Source organism: Bradyrhizobium sp. USDA 376 (assembly GCF_054063675.1).
This window is the reverse complement of the sequence record NZ_JBSSGN010000001.1, coordinates 6,027,562-6,046,319: the sequence shown is the minus strand read 5'-3', so window position 1 is coordinate 6,046,319 and position 18,758 is coordinate 6,027,562. Positions and strand designations below refer to the sequence as shown.

The window sequence follows — 18,758 nt, the reverse complement described above, 5'->3', positions numbered from 1 at the left end:
CTTCGCACTTTTCCGGATCATGCTTTATCGGCCGCGGTCCAGCGTTTGCGACGGCGTCTCGCCGAATTGATCGCGGTAGCTTCTGGAGAAATCGCTGAGGTGCCAGAAGCCGAACGCCAATGCCACGGCCTTGACGCTGTCGGCGCCGGCGAGCAGCCGCCGGCGCACCAGCCAGAGCCGGCGCAGGCGCAAATAGCGGTGCAGGCTCATGCCGCGATAGCGACGGACGACGTCATGCAGTGTGCGGACGGACAGGCCGAGCTTGCGTGCGATCTCCTCGCTGTAGATCGGCTGCGAGAGATCCTCGGACAGCAGCGCGCGAATGTCCTGGAACATCTTGAACTGCCGCCCGTCGTTCGGCCGCACTGTCCATCGCGCGGCGATGAGGTTGGCGAACACGGTGTCGACCGCACCGAACAGGGACTCCTTCATCGCCATCCCCTGCAACGGAACCTCAGCGGGATCGATCGGCTCGGACGCGGCCGCCACTACCTCGCGGACCACCTTCCGCAGCCGGAGCAGCGCCGACATGCTGGTCTCGAAGATCTTGAAGCTGGACTGCGTCTCGGGCCAGCCACGATCCTTCACCTCGGGGTGAAACACGATCGAGCCGATCTGCCTCTGCACTTCCTCGATGGTGTTGTAGGCCGCGCCGCTGCTGCCGATGACCACGACCGCGCGGTCGCGCTGCGCGCCATTGAAGCGAATGGGAACTTCGAGATCGTCCATCGCGAAACCGACCGCCGTACAGTCGGCAACCAGCTGCGCGTCCACCACGCGCGGAAACGTCCGCGTCACGTTCACGTCGCAGCCCGGCAGGCGCAGGATCACCTGCTCGGTCGCGATCCGTCGCACGAACGGCGTAAACTCGATGTTCAACCCGCGTATCGAACTGCGAAACTCGTCGACATCGGAGAAACGAAATATCTTTGGCGCCAATCCCGGCGCATCATCATCATTGTTGCTCATGGCTAATGAAAAAAAGCCGCGCCCTGAAACGACGCGCGTCCGGCAATAGCGCCGATCTGAACTCCCCCCTTCGGTGCCCCCGTTAGACCGAAAGAATTACCCTACCCCGCCCGCATCAATTGGCGAGCGTTCCGTTGAAGGAACAAGCTGCGGCAACTCGTCCTGCCGAATTTCGATAGCGTTTCAGGTTGCAACGTCGATTATTTTATACCTCGGCGTTCAAAATCTCAAATCCAAATTAACGTCTGTCAGGCGCAATGATGGTCGTTAAATCGTCAAAACTATTTCAAATTCAGGCTCCTGCCATGATGGCAAATTTGCCTGCCGATAGTCTTGTTGAATTGGAAGACGCGGTCGCAACTTGCCCGCCGGAGCGTTGCACGCGCATTCTCGAAGGCATCACCCACCTGCTTACCACGAACCGCGATCACCCCCAGCAAATGCTGGTCGGTGTGGTCGATGGTGTCCTGCTACGCCTGACGGAACGGGTCGCGGTTAACGCACTGATGCGGCTCAGCAAGGCGCTCGCTGGACTGAACGTGGCGCCGCCGGGGACACTGCTGCGGCTGGCCTTGCACGACGATCCGGACGTCGCTTGTCCGCTCCTGCTCGAATCGCAGGCACTTTCCGCGCCCGATCTCGTTGCGATTGCGAGCTCGCGCGGCGAGCGGCAGCAACGCGCGATCTGCGCCCGCAACAGCATCCCGCCTGATGTGACCGAGGCGCTGATCAGGCACGGTGGCCGGCCGATTTATCCCGCGCTGATCAAGAACCCGGGGACGAAATTCTCCGATGCGGCCTATGCCGCACTGATCGCCGGGGCCGGGCAGGATGACGAAATCATCAAGGCGCTGGCGCTCAGGCCTGATACCCCCGACCTCATCGTCAGGAAGTTGTTGTCCGCTCCCGCCGGCAAGACGCTACCCGACAAGACACCGCCGGCCAAGCCCGACGCTTCCGCCGTGCCGCCGATGCACGATGCGGCATCCGGTCCGACAACACCCGCTCTACCCTGTCGGGCGGCCTATGCGAACGCAAGGCCGGAGATCGTCGCCCTCGCCCGGGTCGGCAAGCTCAACGACTCCACCGTGAACCGCTTTGCGATCCGCGGAGAGACTGCAAATCTGGTCACCGCGCTGTCGGTGCTCTCGGGGGCTCCGATCGAGATCATCGAGCACGTCATGACCGACGAGAATTGCGAGGGCCTGGTCATGGCCTGCCGTGCCTCGCGGCTGAACTGGGCGACCACGCTCGCGATCCTCAGCAACCGCAGCGGCGTTCGACTCTCTTTCGCACAGCGCAAACGCGCGCAGCTCATCTTTGAAACACTGCTCTTGTCGACCAGCCAATGGACGGTGCGCTGGGGAGAAATCGCAGCAGGGGCAGGCTCAAGCGATCCGGGACATCGCAGCGCAAAAGTGGGGGTTAGCCGATGAGGTTCGACGGTCGAAAGGCGTCTCGCGTGAAAATGGATCACCGGCAGCCCGTCAATCTGATGGGCTCGGACGGCACCTGGCGGCGCAGCTGCGTTCTGCTCGACGTGTCGCAGACCGGCGCGAAAGTCGAGGTCGAGGGTACGCTCGACGTGCTGCAGGCGAAGGAATTCTTCATGGTGCTGTCGTCGACGGGGCTCGCCTATCGGCGCTGCGAGCTGGTGTGGATCGACGGCACCACGGCCGGCGTTCACTTCATCACTGCAGACGGCAAGAAGAGAACTGCAAGCGCATCGGCAGCCACCGCGCCGGGCTCGTCCCAAACCAGATGATCCGAAACTCCGTTCCACGCATTGAAGTCCGGTGTCGTAACTCCAGGTCAGACCGTGAAGAGCGCGCGAACCATCTCAAAAACCGCCGTCAATAGCGACGGCGGTGTCCGGGCGGCAGAGACGGCGCGCCCACTCGTCCAGGTGCTGGCCGACACGTCCGGCAAGCTATCCGGCATCCGCTCGATCCTTGAAGAGAAGTTCACTGTCGCGGGCGAACGCCTTGACGCCGATGCCAAGCTCGCGCAGGTGCCTTACGCGATCGTCGTCCGCGCGGAGTTGCGCGACGTCGACAACATCACGGCCATCAAGAAGCGCGCCGGCAAGCTGGCAAAGGCCAGGAAACGCGTCTTCCTGCTCGAGCACACTTCTCACGTCGGCATTTCGCAAGCCTATGCGCTCGGGGCCACGCTCGTGCTTCCCGGCACGATCAACCGGATCAAATTGCTGGCGGCCCTGTCCGATCATGCCGCCCCGATGACCGCCTCACCGGGCGGCGAGGCGCAGCAGGTCGACGCGGTCGAGACCGCAGCGACTGCCATCGCCTCGATGTTCACGTCCGTTACCCTTGGCCAGCCGCTCGACGTCGACGGCACCAGGGAAGCCGGGCGCCGGATTGCCGATCGCATTATCGAGCATGGCCTGTCCGAGTGGTTGACGACGGTACGCCGCCACCACGAGGGAACCTATCAGCACTGCCTGCTGGTGACCGGCGTCACCATCGACTTCGGTCTTTGCCTCGGCGTGGGCAAAGCCGATCTGGAGCGTCTCTACTCGGCCGCGATGTTTCACGACATCGGCAAGGCCCAGATCCCGCTCGCCATTCTCGACAAGCCGGGTCGTCTCGATGCCGAAGAGCGCGCTCTGATCGAAACGCACCCGGCGGCGGGCTATGGGTTTTTGAAGGACCACGAGGGAATTTCGCCCGAGATCCTCGATGCCGTGCTGCATCATCACGAATATCTCGACGGCAGCGGCTATCCGGACGGGCTGTGCGCCGAAAGCATCGGCGATATCGTGCGAATTCTCACCATCTCGGACATCTTCGCGGCACTCATCGAGCACCGCCACTACAAACCGACGATGCCGCGCGCAGAGGCCTACAACATTCTCTGCGGGATGAATGGCAAGCTGGAGAACGCGCTGGTCGCCTCGTTCAAGCAGGTCGCCCTCACGCGGTAAACGCGGCCCTTCCCCTCGAACACCTGCCCTAGTGCGTCGCCCGGTATTTGGCGCGGCGGGGAATCGAGTTGCAGGCCAGACCTTCGGCCAGCAGCTTCATGTCCTCGCGTTTGCCGCTCCGGATCAGCCGCCCGAACTCGTCGGATGTGAAAGGAAGATTGGGATCATCATCGATTGGACGCCGCACTCGCGGGCCGAACAATCGCCGCACCAGGCTAGCCAGCCGCCGCATATCAATTCCCTCGCGCCAGCAACAAACCTTTCAGTCCGGATATTGTTCCTCCCGCACGTTCGAGATTGCAAGAGCTTGCTGACGACTCCGCACCAAAAAAATTTTCGCCGGAGAACAATCTCCTCTTTGTCGTGCTAATCGGCAAAACCCACGTAACGCACGAACTCGTCGTTGTGTTCGCGGTCCGAGCGAACCTCGTTCGCGGCAAAGCCGTCGTCGGGATAACCCATCGCGACGCAGGTCATGATGACCTCGTCCTCCGGGATATCAGCGACCTCGCGCACGATGTCGGAGCGCATGATGCCCTGCCCGTTGATGACCGAGCCGAGGCCGCGGTCCCAGGCTGCGAGCACGATGCCGTAGCAGAGCGCGCCGAGATCAAAATGGCAGACCGCGCCGGGATCGAGCACGCGGTCATAGGTCAGCACCAGCGAGACCGGCGCGTCGAACTGGCGGAAACCGCGCAGCACCCAGTCCTGGCGCATCGGCTTGTCGTCGCGCGCAATCCCCATCGCACCGAACAGCTTCTTGGCGATGTCGACCTGCCGCGTGCGATGCACGCCCTGATATTCGCCATGGCTGACGATGTCGCGCTTGACCTTGGCGCCGCCAACCATCTCCTCCATGTTGCGGCGGCGCACCTCTTCCAGCGGAGGACCCGTGAGCACGTGAACATGCCAGGGCTGGGTGTTCATCGACGACGGCGCGCGCTTGGCGCTTTCGATGATCGCCTCGATCACCGAACGCGGCACCGGCTGCTGCTTGAAACCGCGCACGCTGCGGCGCGACTGGACCAGCGTCTCGAATTCCACCCCTTAACCTCCCCGCTCATCCCCGCAGCATCGCAACATCCGGCTGGTTGCCGATGCGGCGCGCAAAATCTATGCTAACCCGCAAGCAAGACCAAGAACCCTGTGAGGACTCCCATGGCCGCGCCGCTCGATCCCGTCATCGCCCAGATCATTCCGCTCATGCCGATGCGCGATCCCGCGGTCATGACGCCACAGAGCGCCCGTGATTCCTTGCGCGCACTGGCTGCCTCGCGCGCAGCCATTCCGCCGCCGCCCGTCGATCGTGTGCAGGATATCAAGGTAAACGGCGGCGCCGGCCCGCTCGATGCGCGCGTCTACCGGGTCGGCACCACGCCCGCTCCAACCGTGGTGTTCTTCCATGGCGGCGGCTGGGTCGCGGGCGATCTCGAGACCCATGATCGGCAGGCGCGCAATCTCGCGATCGAGACCGGCGCGGTCGTCGTCTCCGTCGACTACCGCCGTCCGCCGGAGACGCGCTTTCCTGGCGCTTTCGAGGATGCCTTTGCCGCGGTGCGCGACGTGTTTGGCCGCGTCGCGGAATTTGGCGGCGACGCAAATCGCTTCGGCGTTTCCGGCGACAGCGCTGGCGGCAATCTCGCGGCCACCACCGCGATCGCCTGCCGCGATGCCGGCATCAGGCTCGCCGCGCAATTGCTGGTCTATCCCGTGACCGACGTCGTCGGCGCTTACGCCGATGCGGGCGAGAACGCGCGCTTTCCCTCACGCGCCGAGAATGCCGAAGGCTACTTCCTGACGCGCGCCACGATGGAATGGTTCTGCGGCCACTATCTCGCCGATCCCGCCGACGCGGCCGACTGGCGCGTCTCGCCGCTGCGCGCCGCATCGCTCAAAGGCCTCGCGCCCGCGATCGTGACCACCGCCTGGTTCGATCCCCTGCGCGATGAGGGCGCCGCCTATGCGCGGGCGCTGGAGGCCGCCGGCGTGCGCGTCAAGCATCACGAAGGCCCCGGCCTGATCCATGGCTATTTCGGCATGGGCGACGCCTCGGACGTCGCGCGCGCCGAGGCGCAGCGCGCGCGGACCGACTTCAAGGCGCTGCTCGCGCGCGGCGTCTGAGACCATCTGGAGACAGTATCGATCCTCAACCCGGCCGGCGCACGATCAGGAAGCGGCCGCGGGGATTTCGAAGAAACCGGTCGCCTGAACCAGGCGGCCATCTTCGCCGAATCGGCCGAAGCTCTCGCCTTTGACGAAGACGCGGCCGGCGCCGTCGTACATCGTCCAGCGGAAAAGCCCCTGCTCGTGGTGTTCGAGGAAGCTGTCGTTCCTGAAATAGGCACCCGGAAATTTCAGCTGCGTTTGCCCGATGCGGGCCATCAACGCCTCCCGTCCCGCAACCTGCGAGCCGGGATCGGTGTAGACGCAATCCACCGCAACGCTCTGTTCGAGCAGCCGGCGCCGCTCGCTCTCGTCGATCGGTCCCCATGCCGCCTGATAGGTATTCCAGGTCTTCAGCCGCGCGTCGTCGTTCATATCGCAGGACCCTCCAAGGCATTGTGGCCAGCTTCTGACAAATTGACAATTATCGATTTTTTGTCAAGATGCGACGAGTGAACGATAGTGAGGATCATGGCTGAATCCCATATGTCCAAAGAGCAGCTTGCCGTCGCCGCCGCGACGGAGGTGTTCTCGCGCTACGGCTATGCCCGCACGACGATGGGCGACATCGCCGCTGCGGCCGGGATATCGCGGCCGGCGCTCTATTTGCTCTTTCCCGACAAGGATGCCGTGTTCGCGGCGGTGATCCGGGCCATGGACGAGCAGAAGCACCGCGAGATTCAGGCCGCGATCGCTCGTCTCGATGGCCTTCACGCCAAGCTGCTCCACGCCTGCAAATCCTGGGGATCCCATGGCTTCGATCTGATTGAGGCGCATCCGGATTCGGCCGATCTCTTCGACCTCCGCTTCCCTGCGGTCCGCCAGGTCTACGACAATTTCCAGTCGCTGGTTGCCGACCTCATCCGCGATCAGGCGCGGTCCGCCAAGAGAACGGACGAGCGAGCGGACGAGCCGGAAGTGCTGGCGCGATGCCTCGTGTTCGGCATGCGGGGACTGCGCGAAACCGCCCGGAGCGGCAAGGAGATGCGGCGGCTGATTGCCGTTCAGGTCACGATGCTCGTCAGAAGCATCGGCGGCAGCGTCTGAGCCAAGCCGAACGGGCTTATCCAGCGCTCCGCGCCCGCTGCGCCGCCGTGTGCCCCCAGGCCTCGTCCCAGTCCTGGCCGGAGGCGTCGACCACGCGGCCGTCGGCCTCGAAGAACTTGTTGGGCACCTGGAAGATCGCAAGGATCAGCGCGCCGTCCGGGCACCAGGCGGCGTGCCGGCTGCCGGCCTCGCGCCAGATGAATTCGCCGGCCTTGCAGGCGATGCCCTTGGCGGGCCCTTCCTTGTCGACAAGCGCGCCTTCGATCACGTAGCTCTGTTCGATGCCGACATGCTCGTGGTCGGGCAGCACCGATCCCGGCGCGAAGCGCATCAGGGCCGTCATCAGGCCGGTGCCGCGATCGAACAGCAAGGTCTTGGCCTCGCAGCCGGGAAAGCGCGTCTTCTGCCATTCCATGGCCTCAGGTTGAACCAGATGGGGGAGTGCTGGTCGGCGGTCTGCGGGCTCGTCACGGCGTCCATGGCAACGCTCCGTTCCTGCTGCAACGGGATCAGCCTAGCAGGTCCGCGCCGCGTGGTCTGCGCGCAGTGCAGCAAGCACGTGGCGCGAATCCAAAAGCAGCCCCCAGGCCGCGCACGCGTAAAGGCGTGATGCATTCAGCGCGCGCCGGAAAATATCCGCACACCACGACCCGGCACAGCCCGATCCTGCTTGATTGCGCCACGATTCCCGGCTCCAATCCTCAGCGCCATTTCTGGTTTAGGAGACACCCATGATGAAGCGGATTTTCCTGGCTGCGATCGTTGCCACCTTTGCAGCGGGCTCGGCCTTCGCAGAGGACACCTGCGAGAGCAAGGCGGTCGGCAAGGACGGCAAGCCGCTGGCCGGCGCCGCCAAGACCTCGTTCCTGAAGAAGTGCAAGGCCGACGCCTGCGCGCCCAAGGCCGTCAGCGCCGACGGCAAGCCGCTCGCCGGCGCCGCCAAGAACAGCTTTATGAAGAAGTGCGAAGTCAGCGCGTAAAGCGCGCCGCGATGAAGGTAAGCCCCCTCGCCCCGCTTGCGGGGAGAGGGTTGGGGTGAGGGGGAGTCTCCGCGGGGACGGTGGCAGTTGAACTCGCGGAGAGTCCCCCTCACCCGAATTTGCGCTTCGCGCAAATTCGACCTCTCAGCGCGAGCGAAGCTCGTCGCGGCCCCGCAAGCGGGGCGAGGTGAAGGCCATCACTCCCGCCTGAACCGATAGTCGAACGCCCCATCCAGCGGCCTGATCCACCCTACCGTCGGCGCGGGAAAATGGATCGGCAGGATTAGCGTGTCCGTATCCGCAACGGAAGCAAAAAACTTTCGCCGCGACACCGCTGATTGCTTCGGATCCCAATCCGGCCTCGCCGACCAGTCCGGCTCACGGCACTGGATCTGGTGATGCATGAGATCGCCAGCGACCACGGCGCGCTGGCCTTTCGAGAAGATGTTCACGCAGCAATGGCAGGGCGAATGCCCCGGCGTCGGCGTCAGCGTGACGGTGTCATCCAGTGCGTAGTCGTCATCCACCAGCAGCGCCTGCCCGGCCTCGACGATCGGCAGGCAATTGTCGTGAAACACGGTGCCGGGCGGGTTGTTGCCTTTGGCGTTCTCGGCCTCCCAGGCCGCGTATTCACCCTTGTGAAAGACATATTTGGCGTTCGGGAACGTCGGCACCCAGCGGCCGTCGCGCAAGGTCGTATTCCAGCCGGTGTGGTCGATGTGCAGATGCGTGCAGAACACATAATCGATCTGCTCGAAGCCGATGCCGAGCGCGAACAGCTCGTTGCGCCAGCGCTCCTTGCCGGGAAAATCGAACGGCGGCGGATGGCCCTTGTCCTCGCCTGTGCAGGTATCGACCAGGATGGTATAGCGCGGCGTGCGCACGACGAAGGTCTGGTAGGTGATGACCATCATGCCGCGCGCAGCATCGAACACCTCCGGCTCCATCGTCGGCAGATGACGCTTGAACACGCCCTCGTCATAAGCCGGAAAAAAATCTTGCGGCCGCCGCCAGGGCCCCTCCCGCTCGATCACCGCATCGATGGTGATGTCGCCGATCCTGAGCTGCTTCACGCGCCCTCCCCTGATTTTCTTCAGCGTAGCGAACGAGTTCGTAGCGTTCAAGATGCATGGGCGCGTACTTGCGCTGGCGAGTTCCCATCGCTGGCGCGACAGAGCGTCAGTTGGACTCTTGCGACAGCATTCACACAGCGACGCACATGCGTCGCCTGGGCGTCACACGCGCGTCGTCGGCCACGCTCGATAATCTCTGCCTCATTCCAGATCGATCGCGCACAGATTGTGCAGCAAAAAGCATGGGGCACCTAAGTGAAGAAGCTCTTCTCCGTGATAACGTCCATATCGCTCGCGGCAACGCTGGCTGGCGCTGCGCCGGCGCACGCAGATCAGGATGACAACGGCCGCGACCGCGGTTCCGACAACTTCCGCGATCGCGACCATGGCCATCACCACGGCCGCAGATCGCCAGTGATCCTCATCTCGCTCGACGGCGCAAAGCCCGATTTCATCCAGCAGTTCATCGAGGAAGGCGTGCTGCCGCGCGACGGCGGGCTGGCGCGGCTGAGCCGCCATGGCGCGGTGGCGTTGCAGAACATCACGGCATCGCCGTCGCTCACCGCCGTCTCCCATATCGAGATCGCGACCGGCTCGACCGCCGTCCACAACGACATCCCCTCCAACACCTTCCAGGCCATCGTCGGGCCGATCACATCGAGCCTCAGCGGCTTCGCGGCGCCGATCGGCGGCTATCGCGAGAGCCCGCTTGGGCCTTCGCCGCAGCCGACCGCGGCGCCGCTGTGGGTGCAACTGCGCCAGCAGGGAAAGAAGGTGGTCACCGCGACGTGGCCGGGCGGCGACGGCGCCGACATCTCGATCAACGGCACCGTGGTGCAGCCGGCCCAACCGATCCGCGTCACCGACTACACCGTGCCGTTCGGCGCGTTCGGCGGGCTCGGCGCGCAGGGCTTTTCGCTCACGCAGACGAACTTCGCGCCCGATCCGGCGGTGGGCGCGGCGCTCCAGGCGGCCGGCCGCTTCTCGTTCAGCCCGGTGCTGGCAACGCCCACGCCGATCGAGACGTTCTCATGCGCCTCGGTGCAGACCGCGACCTGCACCAGCGCGGCCACGCAGGACCTCAAATACGCGATCCGGGTGGCGGCGCTCGACACCACCAACGACAACAAGGTGAACTACGACACCCTCGTGTTCTTCGATGCCACGCGCGGCATCACGGCCGGGCCGTTCAAGCCGCCGGCGACTGGACCCGCCTATGCGAAGCTCGGTGGCGAGAACGCGCCGTTCTTCCTCGAGGGCAGCGGCGCCAGGGTCGGCGCCGCCTACTTCGTCTCGCAGCTCGCGCCCGATCTGTCGGTGGTGCGCTTTGCCCGCTACGGCGCCAATTACATCCCGCGCAACGCGGCCGTGCTGGCCGACGTCGACGACATCAACAACAGCATCGGGTTCTGGCGCCCGCAGGCCGACTTCCGCATTCCGGAGCGGCTCAGCCCGGGCTTCACCGACTTCCCCGACATCGAGATCGAGGCGATGTACGAGGACATGGTCAAGACCTTCGTGCGTTACCAGGCCGATATCGGCGAGCGCGCGATCAAGAACCATCCCGACGCCGACCTGGTGATGATCTATATCGAGCAGCCTGACGGCTCCGAGCATCAATTCCTGCTCACCGATCCCCGCCAGGGCACCAATCCGAAGGACCCGAGCTCGATCGGCGCCGGCCAGGACGCCGCCAAGGTCGCCCGCTACAAATCGTACATCCGCTTCGCCTATCAGACCGCAGACAAGGCGGTGAAGCAGATCACCGAGGCGGCGGGGCCGGACAGCAACATCATCGTCGTGTCGGACCACGGCTTCGCACCGTTCCACACCTCGGTCAGCATGACCAACATCCTGAAGAATGCCGGTATCGACACCAGCAAGGTGGCGATCCGCACCTCGGGTCCGGCGGTCAACATCTACGTCAACCTGCAGCAGCGCGAACAGGGCGGCACCGTCGATCCCGCGACCTACACGGCGCTGGTGACGCAGATCACCGACGCCGTGAAGAACGCGGTCGATCCGAATTCGAAATTCAACTTCTCGCTCGAGGGCGGACGACTCTTCACCGTGGTCGAGACCCGTCCGCTGCAATGCGAGGCCGGGATCGGGCAATGCACCAGCAAGACCATCGGCCAGGATTTCGGCGATGTGTTCGCGCTGATGGCCCCGGGCTACAATTTCGACGGTATCCAGAACCCCGGCGTCGCCCGGCTCGGCGATGCGCCGTTCAACGCGGCAACGACCACGCTGTCGATGCCGAACTTCTACGGCGCCCACGGCCACGATCCAAAACTGCCGGTGATGAGCGCGACCTTCATCGCCGCCGGCCCGCAGATCCGCCACAACACGACGATCCGCCGTGTGCGCAATCTCGACGTGGCACCGACCATCATGCAACTGCTGGGCGTCCGGCCGCGCCAGGTCGACGGCGAGGTGCTGCGCGAGATTTTGCGGTAACCGATTGACGGCCGCACGGGATGGGCGCCGATCAGCGCCCATCCTCACGGTGGACCACGAGCAAATCGGCGGAATACAACCGCTGGGCCGGTGGCACGAATTTACGTGTTTATGTATGATTTAATTCACAGCGCATTTCCAGTTCGGCTGTAAAATGGAGCTGCGCAACGCGGTGACTCTCAGGTCTTCCGCTTTGCGGTCAAGCTGCTGAAACCGATTGTGGCTCTATGCAGATAGGGCTGAAAAGGCCGTCAGGATCAGGCCCACTACCCGCTTCGGGGAGCGAGTTTCCCAAGTTCGCGGACACGACAACCGTGCCTCGTCTGACATGGCGCTCACCGGAAGGGAGGTTCGCTGTTTATGATTTGGGGGCCGCTTCGTTCAGCTAGATGTCGGCGCGCGCGTAAGCGGGCGTTGACCTTGTTTGGAGCACGAGGTGCCCGGTGCGCGCTGTCGATAGCGTCACGTTCTGCTATCCCGTCCCCGTTCTGCCAGGTAGCGGGGTGGTCAAGGTGAACCATCCGGGGATCGATGTTGCAGAGGCCCCGCCATCGCGGCGCGTGCTCGCAATTCTGGCCGCCGACGTCGTGGGCTATGCTCGCCTGACCGAGGTGGCGGAGGAGGCAACGCACATCCGCCTGCGAGCGCTTCGTTTCGGCGTGATCAACCCGTGCATCGTCTCCTTCCGCGGCAGGATCGTGAAGAATACGGGGGACGGCTTTCTCGCCTCTTTCGATTCCTCGCTCGATGCGGCGCGCTGTGCGGTCGCCTTGCAAGCCGAAGTCGCGGCCGCGCAGACCCGGGAAGGATACGATCGGAAGATACAATTTCGAATGGGTCTGAACGTTGCGCAGACCATCGTCGAATCCGAGGACATCTTCGGAAAGGGCGTCAACATCGCGGCGAGACTCGAGCAATCGGCGCCGGCTGGCGGCGTGGTGCTTTCAGGCGAGATGTTCCAGCAGATCAAGGACCGGCTCGACGTACCTGTCCAGGACCTGGGCGTGCTCCGGCTCAAGCATCTTGCCCGCCCTGTTCACGCTTATTCTCTGCTGCTGCCGGAGGCAGAACGATTGCCGTCGAGCGGCGGCCGCAAGGCGAGCCGCCAGGCCAAGGTGCCCTACATCGCGGTCCTGCCGTTTCGTACGCAGGGAGCGAATCCGGAGGACGATTACTTCGGCGACGGGACGGCCGACGAGATCGTCGTGGCGCTTCAGAGCCTCCGCGGGCTGTTCGTCATCTCGAGCATGTCGACGTCTCCCTATCGCAGCGGACCGATCGACAGCCAGAAGATCGGCCAGGACCTCGGCGTCCGATACGTCCTGAGCGGCAGCATCCGGCGAGCCGACAAGCGGCTTCGCATTGGCGTGGAATTGAAGGACGTCGAAGCGGGGATCATGCTCTGGGCAGATCACTATGATGGCGATGTCTCCGAACTGTTTGAATTTCAGAGCCGCATTGCGACGCGCATCGTATGGAGCATCGCTCCCCAGGTCCGCGAGGCAGAGCTGAAGCGCGCGCTGCAAAAGCGCTCGGACAATCTCAATGCCTACGAGCTGCTCATGAAGGCGATCGACTTCATGTATCGCATGAATTTCTTCGACTTCGGCCGGGCGGGCGAACTGTTGCAGGCCGCAATCGCTTCGGATCCGAGCTATGCCACTCCCTATGCCTATGCAGCGCTCTGGCACATTCACAATGTCGCGCAAGGCTGGGGCGCCGAGGGCGGCCCCGATGCGGCGGAAGCGGCGCGCCTTGCCACTGCGGCGGTCGATCGTGCGCCGGCAGACGGTTTCGCGTTGGCCGTTCTCGGACACACCAAGGCGCTGTTGTTCAAGGACTACGACGCAGCGCTCGACCTCTTTGATCGAGCGTTGAGCGCGTCGCCCGGAAATGCTATGGCTTGGACCCTTAGCAGTGGCGTGTACGGCTACCTTGAGGAGGGCCAGTCAGCGATCACGCGCGCTGAACAGGGATTGCGTCTGTCGCCGGCCGATACCCAGGCATATTTTTACCTGATGTTTCTCGGCCAAGCGCATTACATCAACGGCAATTACGACGAGGCGGTTGTGTGGGCCCGCAAGACCGCAGCTCTGAACGGACGGCTGTCCGCCAACCTGCGTATTCTGGCAGCCGCCTACATTGCGAAGGGCCAGGAGGAGGAGGCCCGGGGCATCACCAGGATGCTTCTGGACATCCAGCCTCGATTCAAGCTTTCGGCCTATCGCGAGCGATGCCCCTTCAAAATAGGTTTGCGGGAACGCTTCATCGACCATTTGCGAGAGGCAGGCTTGCCGGATTGAAACCATGCTGCATTTGCAGCGAACCACAGGAGGATCCCGTCATGGGGGGCAATTGGTTCGGAGGCAACTGGTTTGGTGGCAATTGGTTCGGAGGAAACTGGTCAGGCGGCTCGGGCGGCGGTGGATCGCCCGTGTTCGCGATGCGCGCCGATCGGCCGCTTGCCGAGATCGCCATCACGCGGGACTACAGCGCCAGGTTCCGAGACGCGGAATGGGATCCGGATCTGCGCGCCATAGCGATCCTGCCGGAATTTCTGTCGCAGCAGATCGACGGCAAGCAATGGCAGGCGGCGGTCGCGCTGCCACCGCCCACCTACCCGGTCACTGCGAAGATGATCGACGAGGTCCTGGTGCTGGCTGTCGCGGAGCGGCCGGAAGCGCTCGGCGAAATCGTGGAGGAGAACCAGAATTTTCAGATGCGCTGGCTGCAGCTTCTCAACATCAGCGCCACGTCCCACCCACACACGTTCCTGCTGATGAAGATCATGGCCCGGGTCGGCGAGTTTGCGATGGTCGAGCTCAAGCTCCAATATCCGAACCCGGCTGGTGCCGGGCCCCCGCCCTATTGGTACCAGCCGCGACCAAGCCAGGTCTGCCCGACGCTGTATCCGCCGGTCCAGGTCCCGGGACACCCGGCCTATCCGGCCGGACACGCGCTCATTGGCACGCTCACCTCCGAATGCCTGGCTGACCTGCTGCCCCAATACAAGGAGCCGTTGCGCGCATTGGCGGCGCGGGTCGGGATGAACCGGATGATCGCGGGATTGCACTATCGCGAGGACATCGACGCGGGCGCCAGGGCCGCGGTCGCCATAAGGCCCTTTCTGAAGGCCTGCCCGTTCTACGCGACCACGTTCGAACTCGCGAAGACCGAATGGCAGTGAGATCGCGCGCAACCTGACCACGGCAGCGGAGGCAGTCATGAAGCCTTGGGAACTGCGCACCGGCTATGTACGGGTGCTGGCGCAGCGTAATCAGAATAGCGTGCTCGTCGAGGCGGCAAACGACCTGCTCAAGGGCGATAATCCGGCCGGCACGATGCGCGAATACGTCCACGAGAACGCGGCGCCCGACTTTGTGATCGACGATGAGTTCGGCGCCCTGCCGATCTGGGATGGCGCTGATCAGCGGCCTGCAGTCTCGATCAAGGACAGGGCCGAAAAAGCGTCCTCGCTCCTCGCGCTCGAGAAATCGAAGAAATTCCTGATCCGCGCCTACGTTGATCCCGCGAGCCTCGCCAAGCCGGGCTTCAACAACGGCGAGCCGGTCTGGTTGGATCCTGATGTGCGCGGCCAGCTTGCTTTGCCCCCTGCCAACAAGGCCACGGGCGATACCGAAGCGGTTCGGCTGGACCTCAACACTGCGACGCTGCAGCACAACGGCCTTTATGGTGCGGGTGTTGCCGTCGCGATCGTTGATACCGGCATCTGCAGGTCACATCTTGCGCAGCGGTTCGGCTTCAACCCGGACCTGGATGTCGGCAATTCGTGGACGCCACCGACCGTGGCGACAAAGCCGGGCCACCATCGCATCGGACACGGAACGATGTGCGCCTACGGCGTGCTCGTGGTGGCTCCGAACGTGACGCTGCTCGATTATCCCTTGCTGCTTGGACGTCCGGCCGGGGAGCACACCGTCAGTGCCACGATCGGGGAAATGATGCGCGGTTACTTGGTCCTGATCTGGCGCTGGGCGGTCATCGGGGCCATTCCGCAGACCGCGCTCGTGGTCAACAATAGCTGGGGCATCTTTCATCCGAGCCTCGACGACTTCCCGCCCGGCGATCCCATGCGCTACATCGACAATCCCAATCACCCCTTCAGACTGTACGTCTGGTTGCTCACGGCATTCGGGGCCGACGTGGTTTTCGCCGCTGGCAACTGCGGCGACGGCTGCCCCAATGCCGTGTGTCTGCAGCGGACGGAGGGAACGATCATGGGCGCCAACGCCTACGACGAAGTGCTGACGCTCGCCGGTTGCGACATCCACGACGTGCGCGTCTGTTATTCCTCGCAAGGACCGTCGATCGCGGGCATGTCTCCGCAGAAGCCCGACATCACCGCCTACACGCAGTTTCTCGGCTCGAAGATCCAGCGCGGTCCGCGCGGCTTCGAGCCGGATATGGGAACGTCGACGTCATGCGCCATCGCATCCGGGTGCGTCGCCGCGCTGCGAACCCTGCGGCCACCGACGGCGACGGATCCGGCAACCATGATTGCGGTATTGAAAGCGACGGCGCGGCCCCAGGGCGGCGGAGTGCCCAACTACGATTACGGCTACGGCATCGTCCGGCCGGTGGCGGCGGGGCGAAGCCTGGGCATCATTCCATGAGCGCGCAGATCGCCAGCCGAGGCCCATGAGGAACTGCTCTAGCTCCGCAACCCCGCGCCTCCATTGCAACTCTCTCGATTTGGTTGTAGCCCGGATGAAGCGAAGCGCAATCCGGGAAACTCTCGCATGGTTCGCTATCGGCGAAATTTCGTACCCGGCGGCGCCTACTTCTTCACCGCGACGCTGGACGATCGAAGATCGTCCGCGTTGGTCGACCACGTCGCGCAGCTGCGCGCAGCATTTAAGACGACCCGGATCGAAAGACCGTTCACAATCGACACGATCGTGATCCTACCCGACCATCTCCACGTCATCATGACGTTGCCGGAAAATGACTCGGACTTCTCCGGTCGATGGCGACGCATCAAGAGCCTGTTCACGCACCGGCTCGTCGCTTCAGGCATACCAGTCGGTCGCAATCATCGCGGCGAGTTCGGCCTGTGGCAGCGACGATTTTGGGAGCACACCATTCGCGACGACGCGGATTTCGAACGATGCGCCGACTATATCCATTTCAATCCCGTCAAGCACGGCCTCGTCGCGTCACCGATCGACTGGCCCTACTCTTCGCTCCATCGCTACGTTCGTGCCGGCATCTTGCCCGCCGAGTGGGGCGGCAGCGGCGAGATCAACGGCAGTTTCGGTGAACGCGGAGAGTGATCCCGGATTACGCTTACGCTCCATCCGGGCTACGGGATCCCGTCGGCGCTCTTGCAGCCCGGATGGAGCGCAGCGTAATCCGGGGCCAGACCATCCGCATCGCACGACCGCGCGCGTGGCAGGAACCCGGATTGCGCTGCGCTCTATCCGGGCTACAAGCGCACTACGACCGCAACCCTGGCGCTTCCTGCCCCGTGCGCGCGACGTATTCCGTGTAGCCGCCGCCGTACTGGTGGATGCCCTCCGGCGTCAGCTCCAGCACGCGGTTCGACAGCGTCGCCAGGAAATGCCGGTCGTGCGAGACGAACAGCATGGTGCCTTCGAAATCGGACAGCGCCGTGATCAGCATCTCCTTGGTGGCGAGGTCGAGATGGTTGGTGGGCTCGTCCAGCACCAAAAAGTTCGGCGGATCGAACAGCATCTTCGCCATCACGAGGCGCGCCTTCTCGCCGCCCGAGAGCACGCGGCAGCGCTTCTCGACGTCGTCACCGGAGAAGCCGAAGCAGCCGGCGAGCGCGCGCAAACTGCCCTGCCCCGCCGTCGGAAACTGGTCCTCCAGCGACTGGAACACGGTGCGCTCGCCGTCGAGCAGATCCATCGCATGCTGGGCGAAATAGCCCATCTTGACGCTGCCCCCTAACGCCACCGTACCCTGGTCGGGCTCGCTTGCACCGGCGACAAGCTTGAGCAATGTCGACTTGCCGGCGCCGTTGACGCCCATCACGCACCAGCGCTCCCTGCGGCGGATCATGAAATCGAGCCCGTCATAGATGCGCTTGGCGCCATAGCCCTTGTGGACGTTCTTCAAGGCGACGACGTCCTCGCCCGAGCGCGGCGCCGGCAGGAAGTCGAAGGCGACGCTCTGGCGCCGGCGCGGCGGCTCGACCCGCTCGATCTTGTCGAGCTTCTTCACCCGGCTCTGCACCTGCGCCGCATGAGAGGCGCGCGCCTTGAAGCGCTCGATGAACTTGATCTCCTTGGCGAGCATCGCCTGCTGGCGCTCGAACTGGGCCTGCTGCTGCTTCTCGTTCTGCGCCCGCTGCTGCTCGTAGAATTCGTAATCGCCGGTATAGGTCGTGAGCGAGCCGCTGTCGATCTCGATCACCTTGGAGATCACGCGGTTGATGAACTCGCGGTCATGCGAGGTCATCAGCAGCGTGCCTTCGTAATCGTGCAGGAATTTTTCCAGCCAGATCAGGCTTTCGAGATCGAGATGGTTGCTCGGCTCGTCGAGCAGCATGACGTCGGGACGCATCAGGAGAATCCGCGCCAGCGCCACGCGCATCTTCCAGCCGCCGGAGAGTTTTCCGACGTCGCCGTCCATCATCTCCTGGCTGAAGCCGAGGCCGGACAGCGCTTCGCGCGCCCGGCCATCGAGCGCATAGCCGTCCAGCTCCTCGAACCGGTGCTGCACCTCGCCATAGCGCGCGATGATCTCGTCCATCTGATCGGCCTTGTCAGGATCGGCCATATCGGCCTCGAGCTCGCGCAGCTCGGCCGCGACCTCGCTGACGGGACCTGCGCCATTCATCACCTCGGCCACGGCGCTGTGGCCAGACATCTCGCCGACATCCTGGTTGAAATAGCCGATGGTAATGCCGCGATCGGTCGAGACCTGCCCCTCATCGGGCAGTTCCTCACCGGCGATCATCCGGAACAGGGTGGTCTTGCCGGCGCCGTTCGGGCCGACAAGGCCGATCTTCTCGCCCTTGTTGAGGGCCGCGGAGGCTTCGATGAACAGAATCTGGTGGCCGGCTTGCTTGCTGACGTTGTCGAGGCGGATCATGGGGTCTTTTGGGGGGATTTTTGCGTTGCAGCGTCATAGGGC

The 18,758-nt window shown here is 63.9% G+C and carries 19 protein-coding genes; 11 read left to right on the top strand and 8 right to left on the bottom strand.

The window, feature by feature from the left end:
- Window positions 1–24 precede the first annotated feature (24 nt).
- The gene (locus ACVJ19_RS27985) at window positions 25–969 is read right to left on the bottom strand and encodes a helix-turn-helix domain-containing protein (RefSeq protein ID WP_453952424.1); all 945 of its coding nucleotides are present in this window, start codon (window positions 967–969) and stop codon (window positions 25–27) included.
- 305 nt (window positions 970–1,274) lie between these two features.
- Here ACVJ19_RS27985 and ACVJ19_RS27980 point away from each other — a divergent pair, with 305 nt between their 5' ends.
- The 3 genes from ACVJ19_RS27980 to ACVJ19_RS27970 are packed head-to-tail and all read left to right on the top strand — an operon-like array spanning window position 1,275 to window position 3,913.
- The gene (locus tag ACVJ19_RS27980; protein WP_453952423.1) at window positions 1,275–2,405 is read left to right on the top strand and encodes a DUF2336 domain-containing protein; all 1,131 of its coding nucleotides are present in this window, start codon (window positions 1,275–1,277) and stop codon (window positions 2,403–2,405) included.
- On the top strand, window positions 2,402–2,734 hold the full coding sequence (locus tag ACVJ19_RS27975) for a PilZ domain-containing protein (protein ID WP_453952422.1): 333 nt from the start codon (window positions 2,402–2,404) through the stop codon (window positions 2,732–2,734). Before ACVJ19_RS27980 ends, ACVJ19_RS27975 begins: the two co-directional genes overlap by 4 nt.
- Before the next feature lie 54 nt (window positions 2,735–2,788).
- Window positions 2,789–3,913 (top strand): HD-GYP domain-containing protein, encoded by a 1,125-nt coding sequence (locus ACVJ19_RS27970; RefSeq protein WP_453952421.1) that lies wholly within the window; start codon window positions 2,789–2,791, stop codon window positions 3,911–3,913.
- A 28-nt stretch (window positions 3,914–3,941) separates the two neighbouring features.
- Here ACVJ19_RS27970 and ACVJ19_RS27965 read toward each other — a convergent pair whose 3' ends face one another.
- Together ACVJ19_RS27965 and ACVJ19_RS27960 are read right to left on the bottom strand one after the other, a co-directional pair.
- The gene (locus ACVJ19_RS27965) at window positions 3,942–4,145 is read right to left on the bottom strand and encodes a hypothetical protein (protein WP_212337078.1); all 204 of its coding nucleotides are present in this window, start codon (window positions 4,143–4,145) and stop codon (window positions 3,942–3,944) included.
- A gap of 134 nt (window positions 4,146–4,279) precedes the next feature.
- Window positions 4,280–4,957 carry a nitroreductase gene (locus ACVJ19_RS27960; protein ID WP_453952420.1) on the bottom strand — a complete coding sequence of 226 codons (678 nt, stop codon included), beginning with the start codon at window positions 4,955–4,957 and terminating at the stop codon, window positions 4,280–4,282.
- Window positions 4,958–5,071: 114 nt separating this feature from the next.
- Here ACVJ19_RS27960 and ACVJ19_RS27955 point away from each other — a divergent pair, with 114 nt between their 5' ends.
- Complete coding sequence (locus ACVJ19_RS27955; RefSeq protein WP_453952419.1) at window positions 5,072–6,034, top strand: alpha/beta hydrolase; 963 nt, start codon at window positions 5,072–5,074, stop codon at window positions 6,032–6,034.
- A 45-nt stretch (window positions 6,035–6,079) separates the two neighbouring features.
- Here the strand turns inward: ACVJ19_RS27955 and ACVJ19_RS27950 are convergent, their stop codons facing one another.
- Window positions 6,080–6,451: a nuclear transport factor 2 family protein gene (locus ACVJ19_RS27950; protein ID WP_453952418.1), complete on the bottom strand. Its 372-nt coding sequence runs from the start codon at window positions 6,449–6,451 to the stop codon at window positions 6,080–6,082.
- A 96-nt stretch (window positions 6,452–6,547) separates the two neighbouring features.
- Between ACVJ19_RS27950 and ACVJ19_RS27945 the strand changes: the two genes are divergently transcribed.
- The gene (locus tag ACVJ19_RS27945; RefSeq protein WP_453952417.1) at window positions 6,548–7,123 is read left to right on the top strand and encodes a TetR/AcrR family transcriptional regulator; all 576 of its coding nucleotides are present in this window, start codon (window positions 6,548–6,550) and stop codon (window positions 7,121–7,123) included.
- Between the two features lie 16 nt (window positions 7,124–7,139).
- Here ACVJ19_RS27945 and ACVJ19_RS27940 read toward each other — a convergent pair whose 3' ends face one another.
- Complete coding sequence (locus ACVJ19_RS27940; protein WP_453952416.1) at window positions 7,140–7,538, bottom strand: cupin domain-containing protein; 399 nt, start codon at window positions 7,536–7,538, stop codon at window positions 7,140–7,142.
- A gap of 316 nt (window positions 7,539–7,854) precedes the next feature.
- Between ACVJ19_RS27940 and ACVJ19_RS27935 the strand changes: the two genes are divergently transcribed.
- Window positions 7,855–8,103, top strand: coding sequence for a hypothetical protein (locus ACVJ19_RS27935; protein WP_211406749.1), 249 nt, complete (start codon window positions 7,855–7,857; stop codon window positions 8,101–8,103).
- A 197-nt stretch (window positions 8,104–8,300) separates the two neighbouring features.
- Here the strand turns inward: ACVJ19_RS27935 and ACVJ19_RS27930 are convergent, their stop codons facing one another.
- Together ACVJ19_RS27930 and ACVJ19_RS27925 are read right to left on the bottom strand one after the other, a co-directional pair.
- The gene (locus ACVJ19_RS27930) at window positions 8,301–9,176 is read right to left on the bottom strand and encodes an MBL fold metallo-hydrolase (protein WP_453952415.1); all 876 of its coding nucleotides are present in this window, start codon (window positions 9,174–9,176) and stop codon (window positions 8,301–8,303) included.
- A gap of 201 nt (window positions 9,177–9,377) precedes the next feature.
- Entirely contained in the window at window positions 9,378–9,563 is a 186-nt protein-coding gene (locus ACVJ19_RS27925; RefSeq protein ID WP_453952413.1) for a hypothetical protein, read from the bottom strand.
- Window positions 9,564–9,590: 27 nt separating this feature from the next.
- Between ACVJ19_RS27925 and ACVJ19_RS27920 the strand changes: the two genes are divergently transcribed.
- The 5 genes from ACVJ19_RS27920 (at window position 9,591) to ACVJ19_RS27900 (ending at window position 16,930) form a co-directional block, all read left to right on the top strand.
- Window positions 9,591–11,636, top strand: coding sequence for an alkaline phosphatase family protein (locus ACVJ19_RS27920; RefSeq protein WP_453952412.1), 2,046 nt, complete (start codon window positions 9,591–9,593; stop codon window positions 11,634–11,636).
- A gap of 443 nt (window positions 11,637–12,079) precedes the next feature.
- On the top strand, window positions 12,080–13,939 hold the full coding sequence (locus tag ACVJ19_RS27915) for an adenylate/guanylate cyclase domain-containing protein (protein WP_453952411.1): 1,860 nt from the start codon (window positions 12,080–12,082) through the stop codon (window positions 13,937–13,939).
- Between the two features lie 140 nt (window positions 13,940–14,079).
- The gene (locus tag ACVJ19_RS27910; protein WP_453955223.1) at window positions 14,080–14,823 is read left to right on the top strand and encodes a phosphatase PAP2 family protein; all 744 of its coding nucleotides are present in this window, start codon (window positions 14,080–14,082) and stop codon (window positions 14,821–14,823) included.
- A 37-nt stretch (window positions 14,824–14,860) separates the two neighbouring features.
- Window positions 14,861–16,270, top strand: coding sequence for a S8 family peptidase (locus ACVJ19_RS27905; RefSeq protein WP_453952410.1), 1,410 nt, complete (start codon window positions 14,861–14,863; stop codon window positions 16,268–16,270).
- Window positions 16,271–16,396: 126 nt separating this feature from the next.
- Window positions 16,397–16,930, top strand: coding sequence for an REP-associated tyrosine transposase (locus ACVJ19_RS27900; protein ID WP_453952409.1), 534 nt, complete (start codon window positions 16,397–16,399; stop codon window positions 16,928–16,930).
- Window positions 16,931–17,093: 163 nt separating this feature from the next.
- Here ACVJ19_RS27900 and ACVJ19_RS27895 read toward each other — a convergent pair whose 3' ends face one another.
- Window positions 17,094–18,716, bottom strand: coding sequence for an ABC-F family ATP-binding cassette domain-containing protein (locus ACVJ19_RS27895; protein ID WP_453952408.1), 1,623 nt, complete (start codon window positions 18,714–18,716; stop codon window positions 17,094–17,096).
- Between the last annotated feature and the right edge of the window lie 42 nt (window positions 18,717–18,758).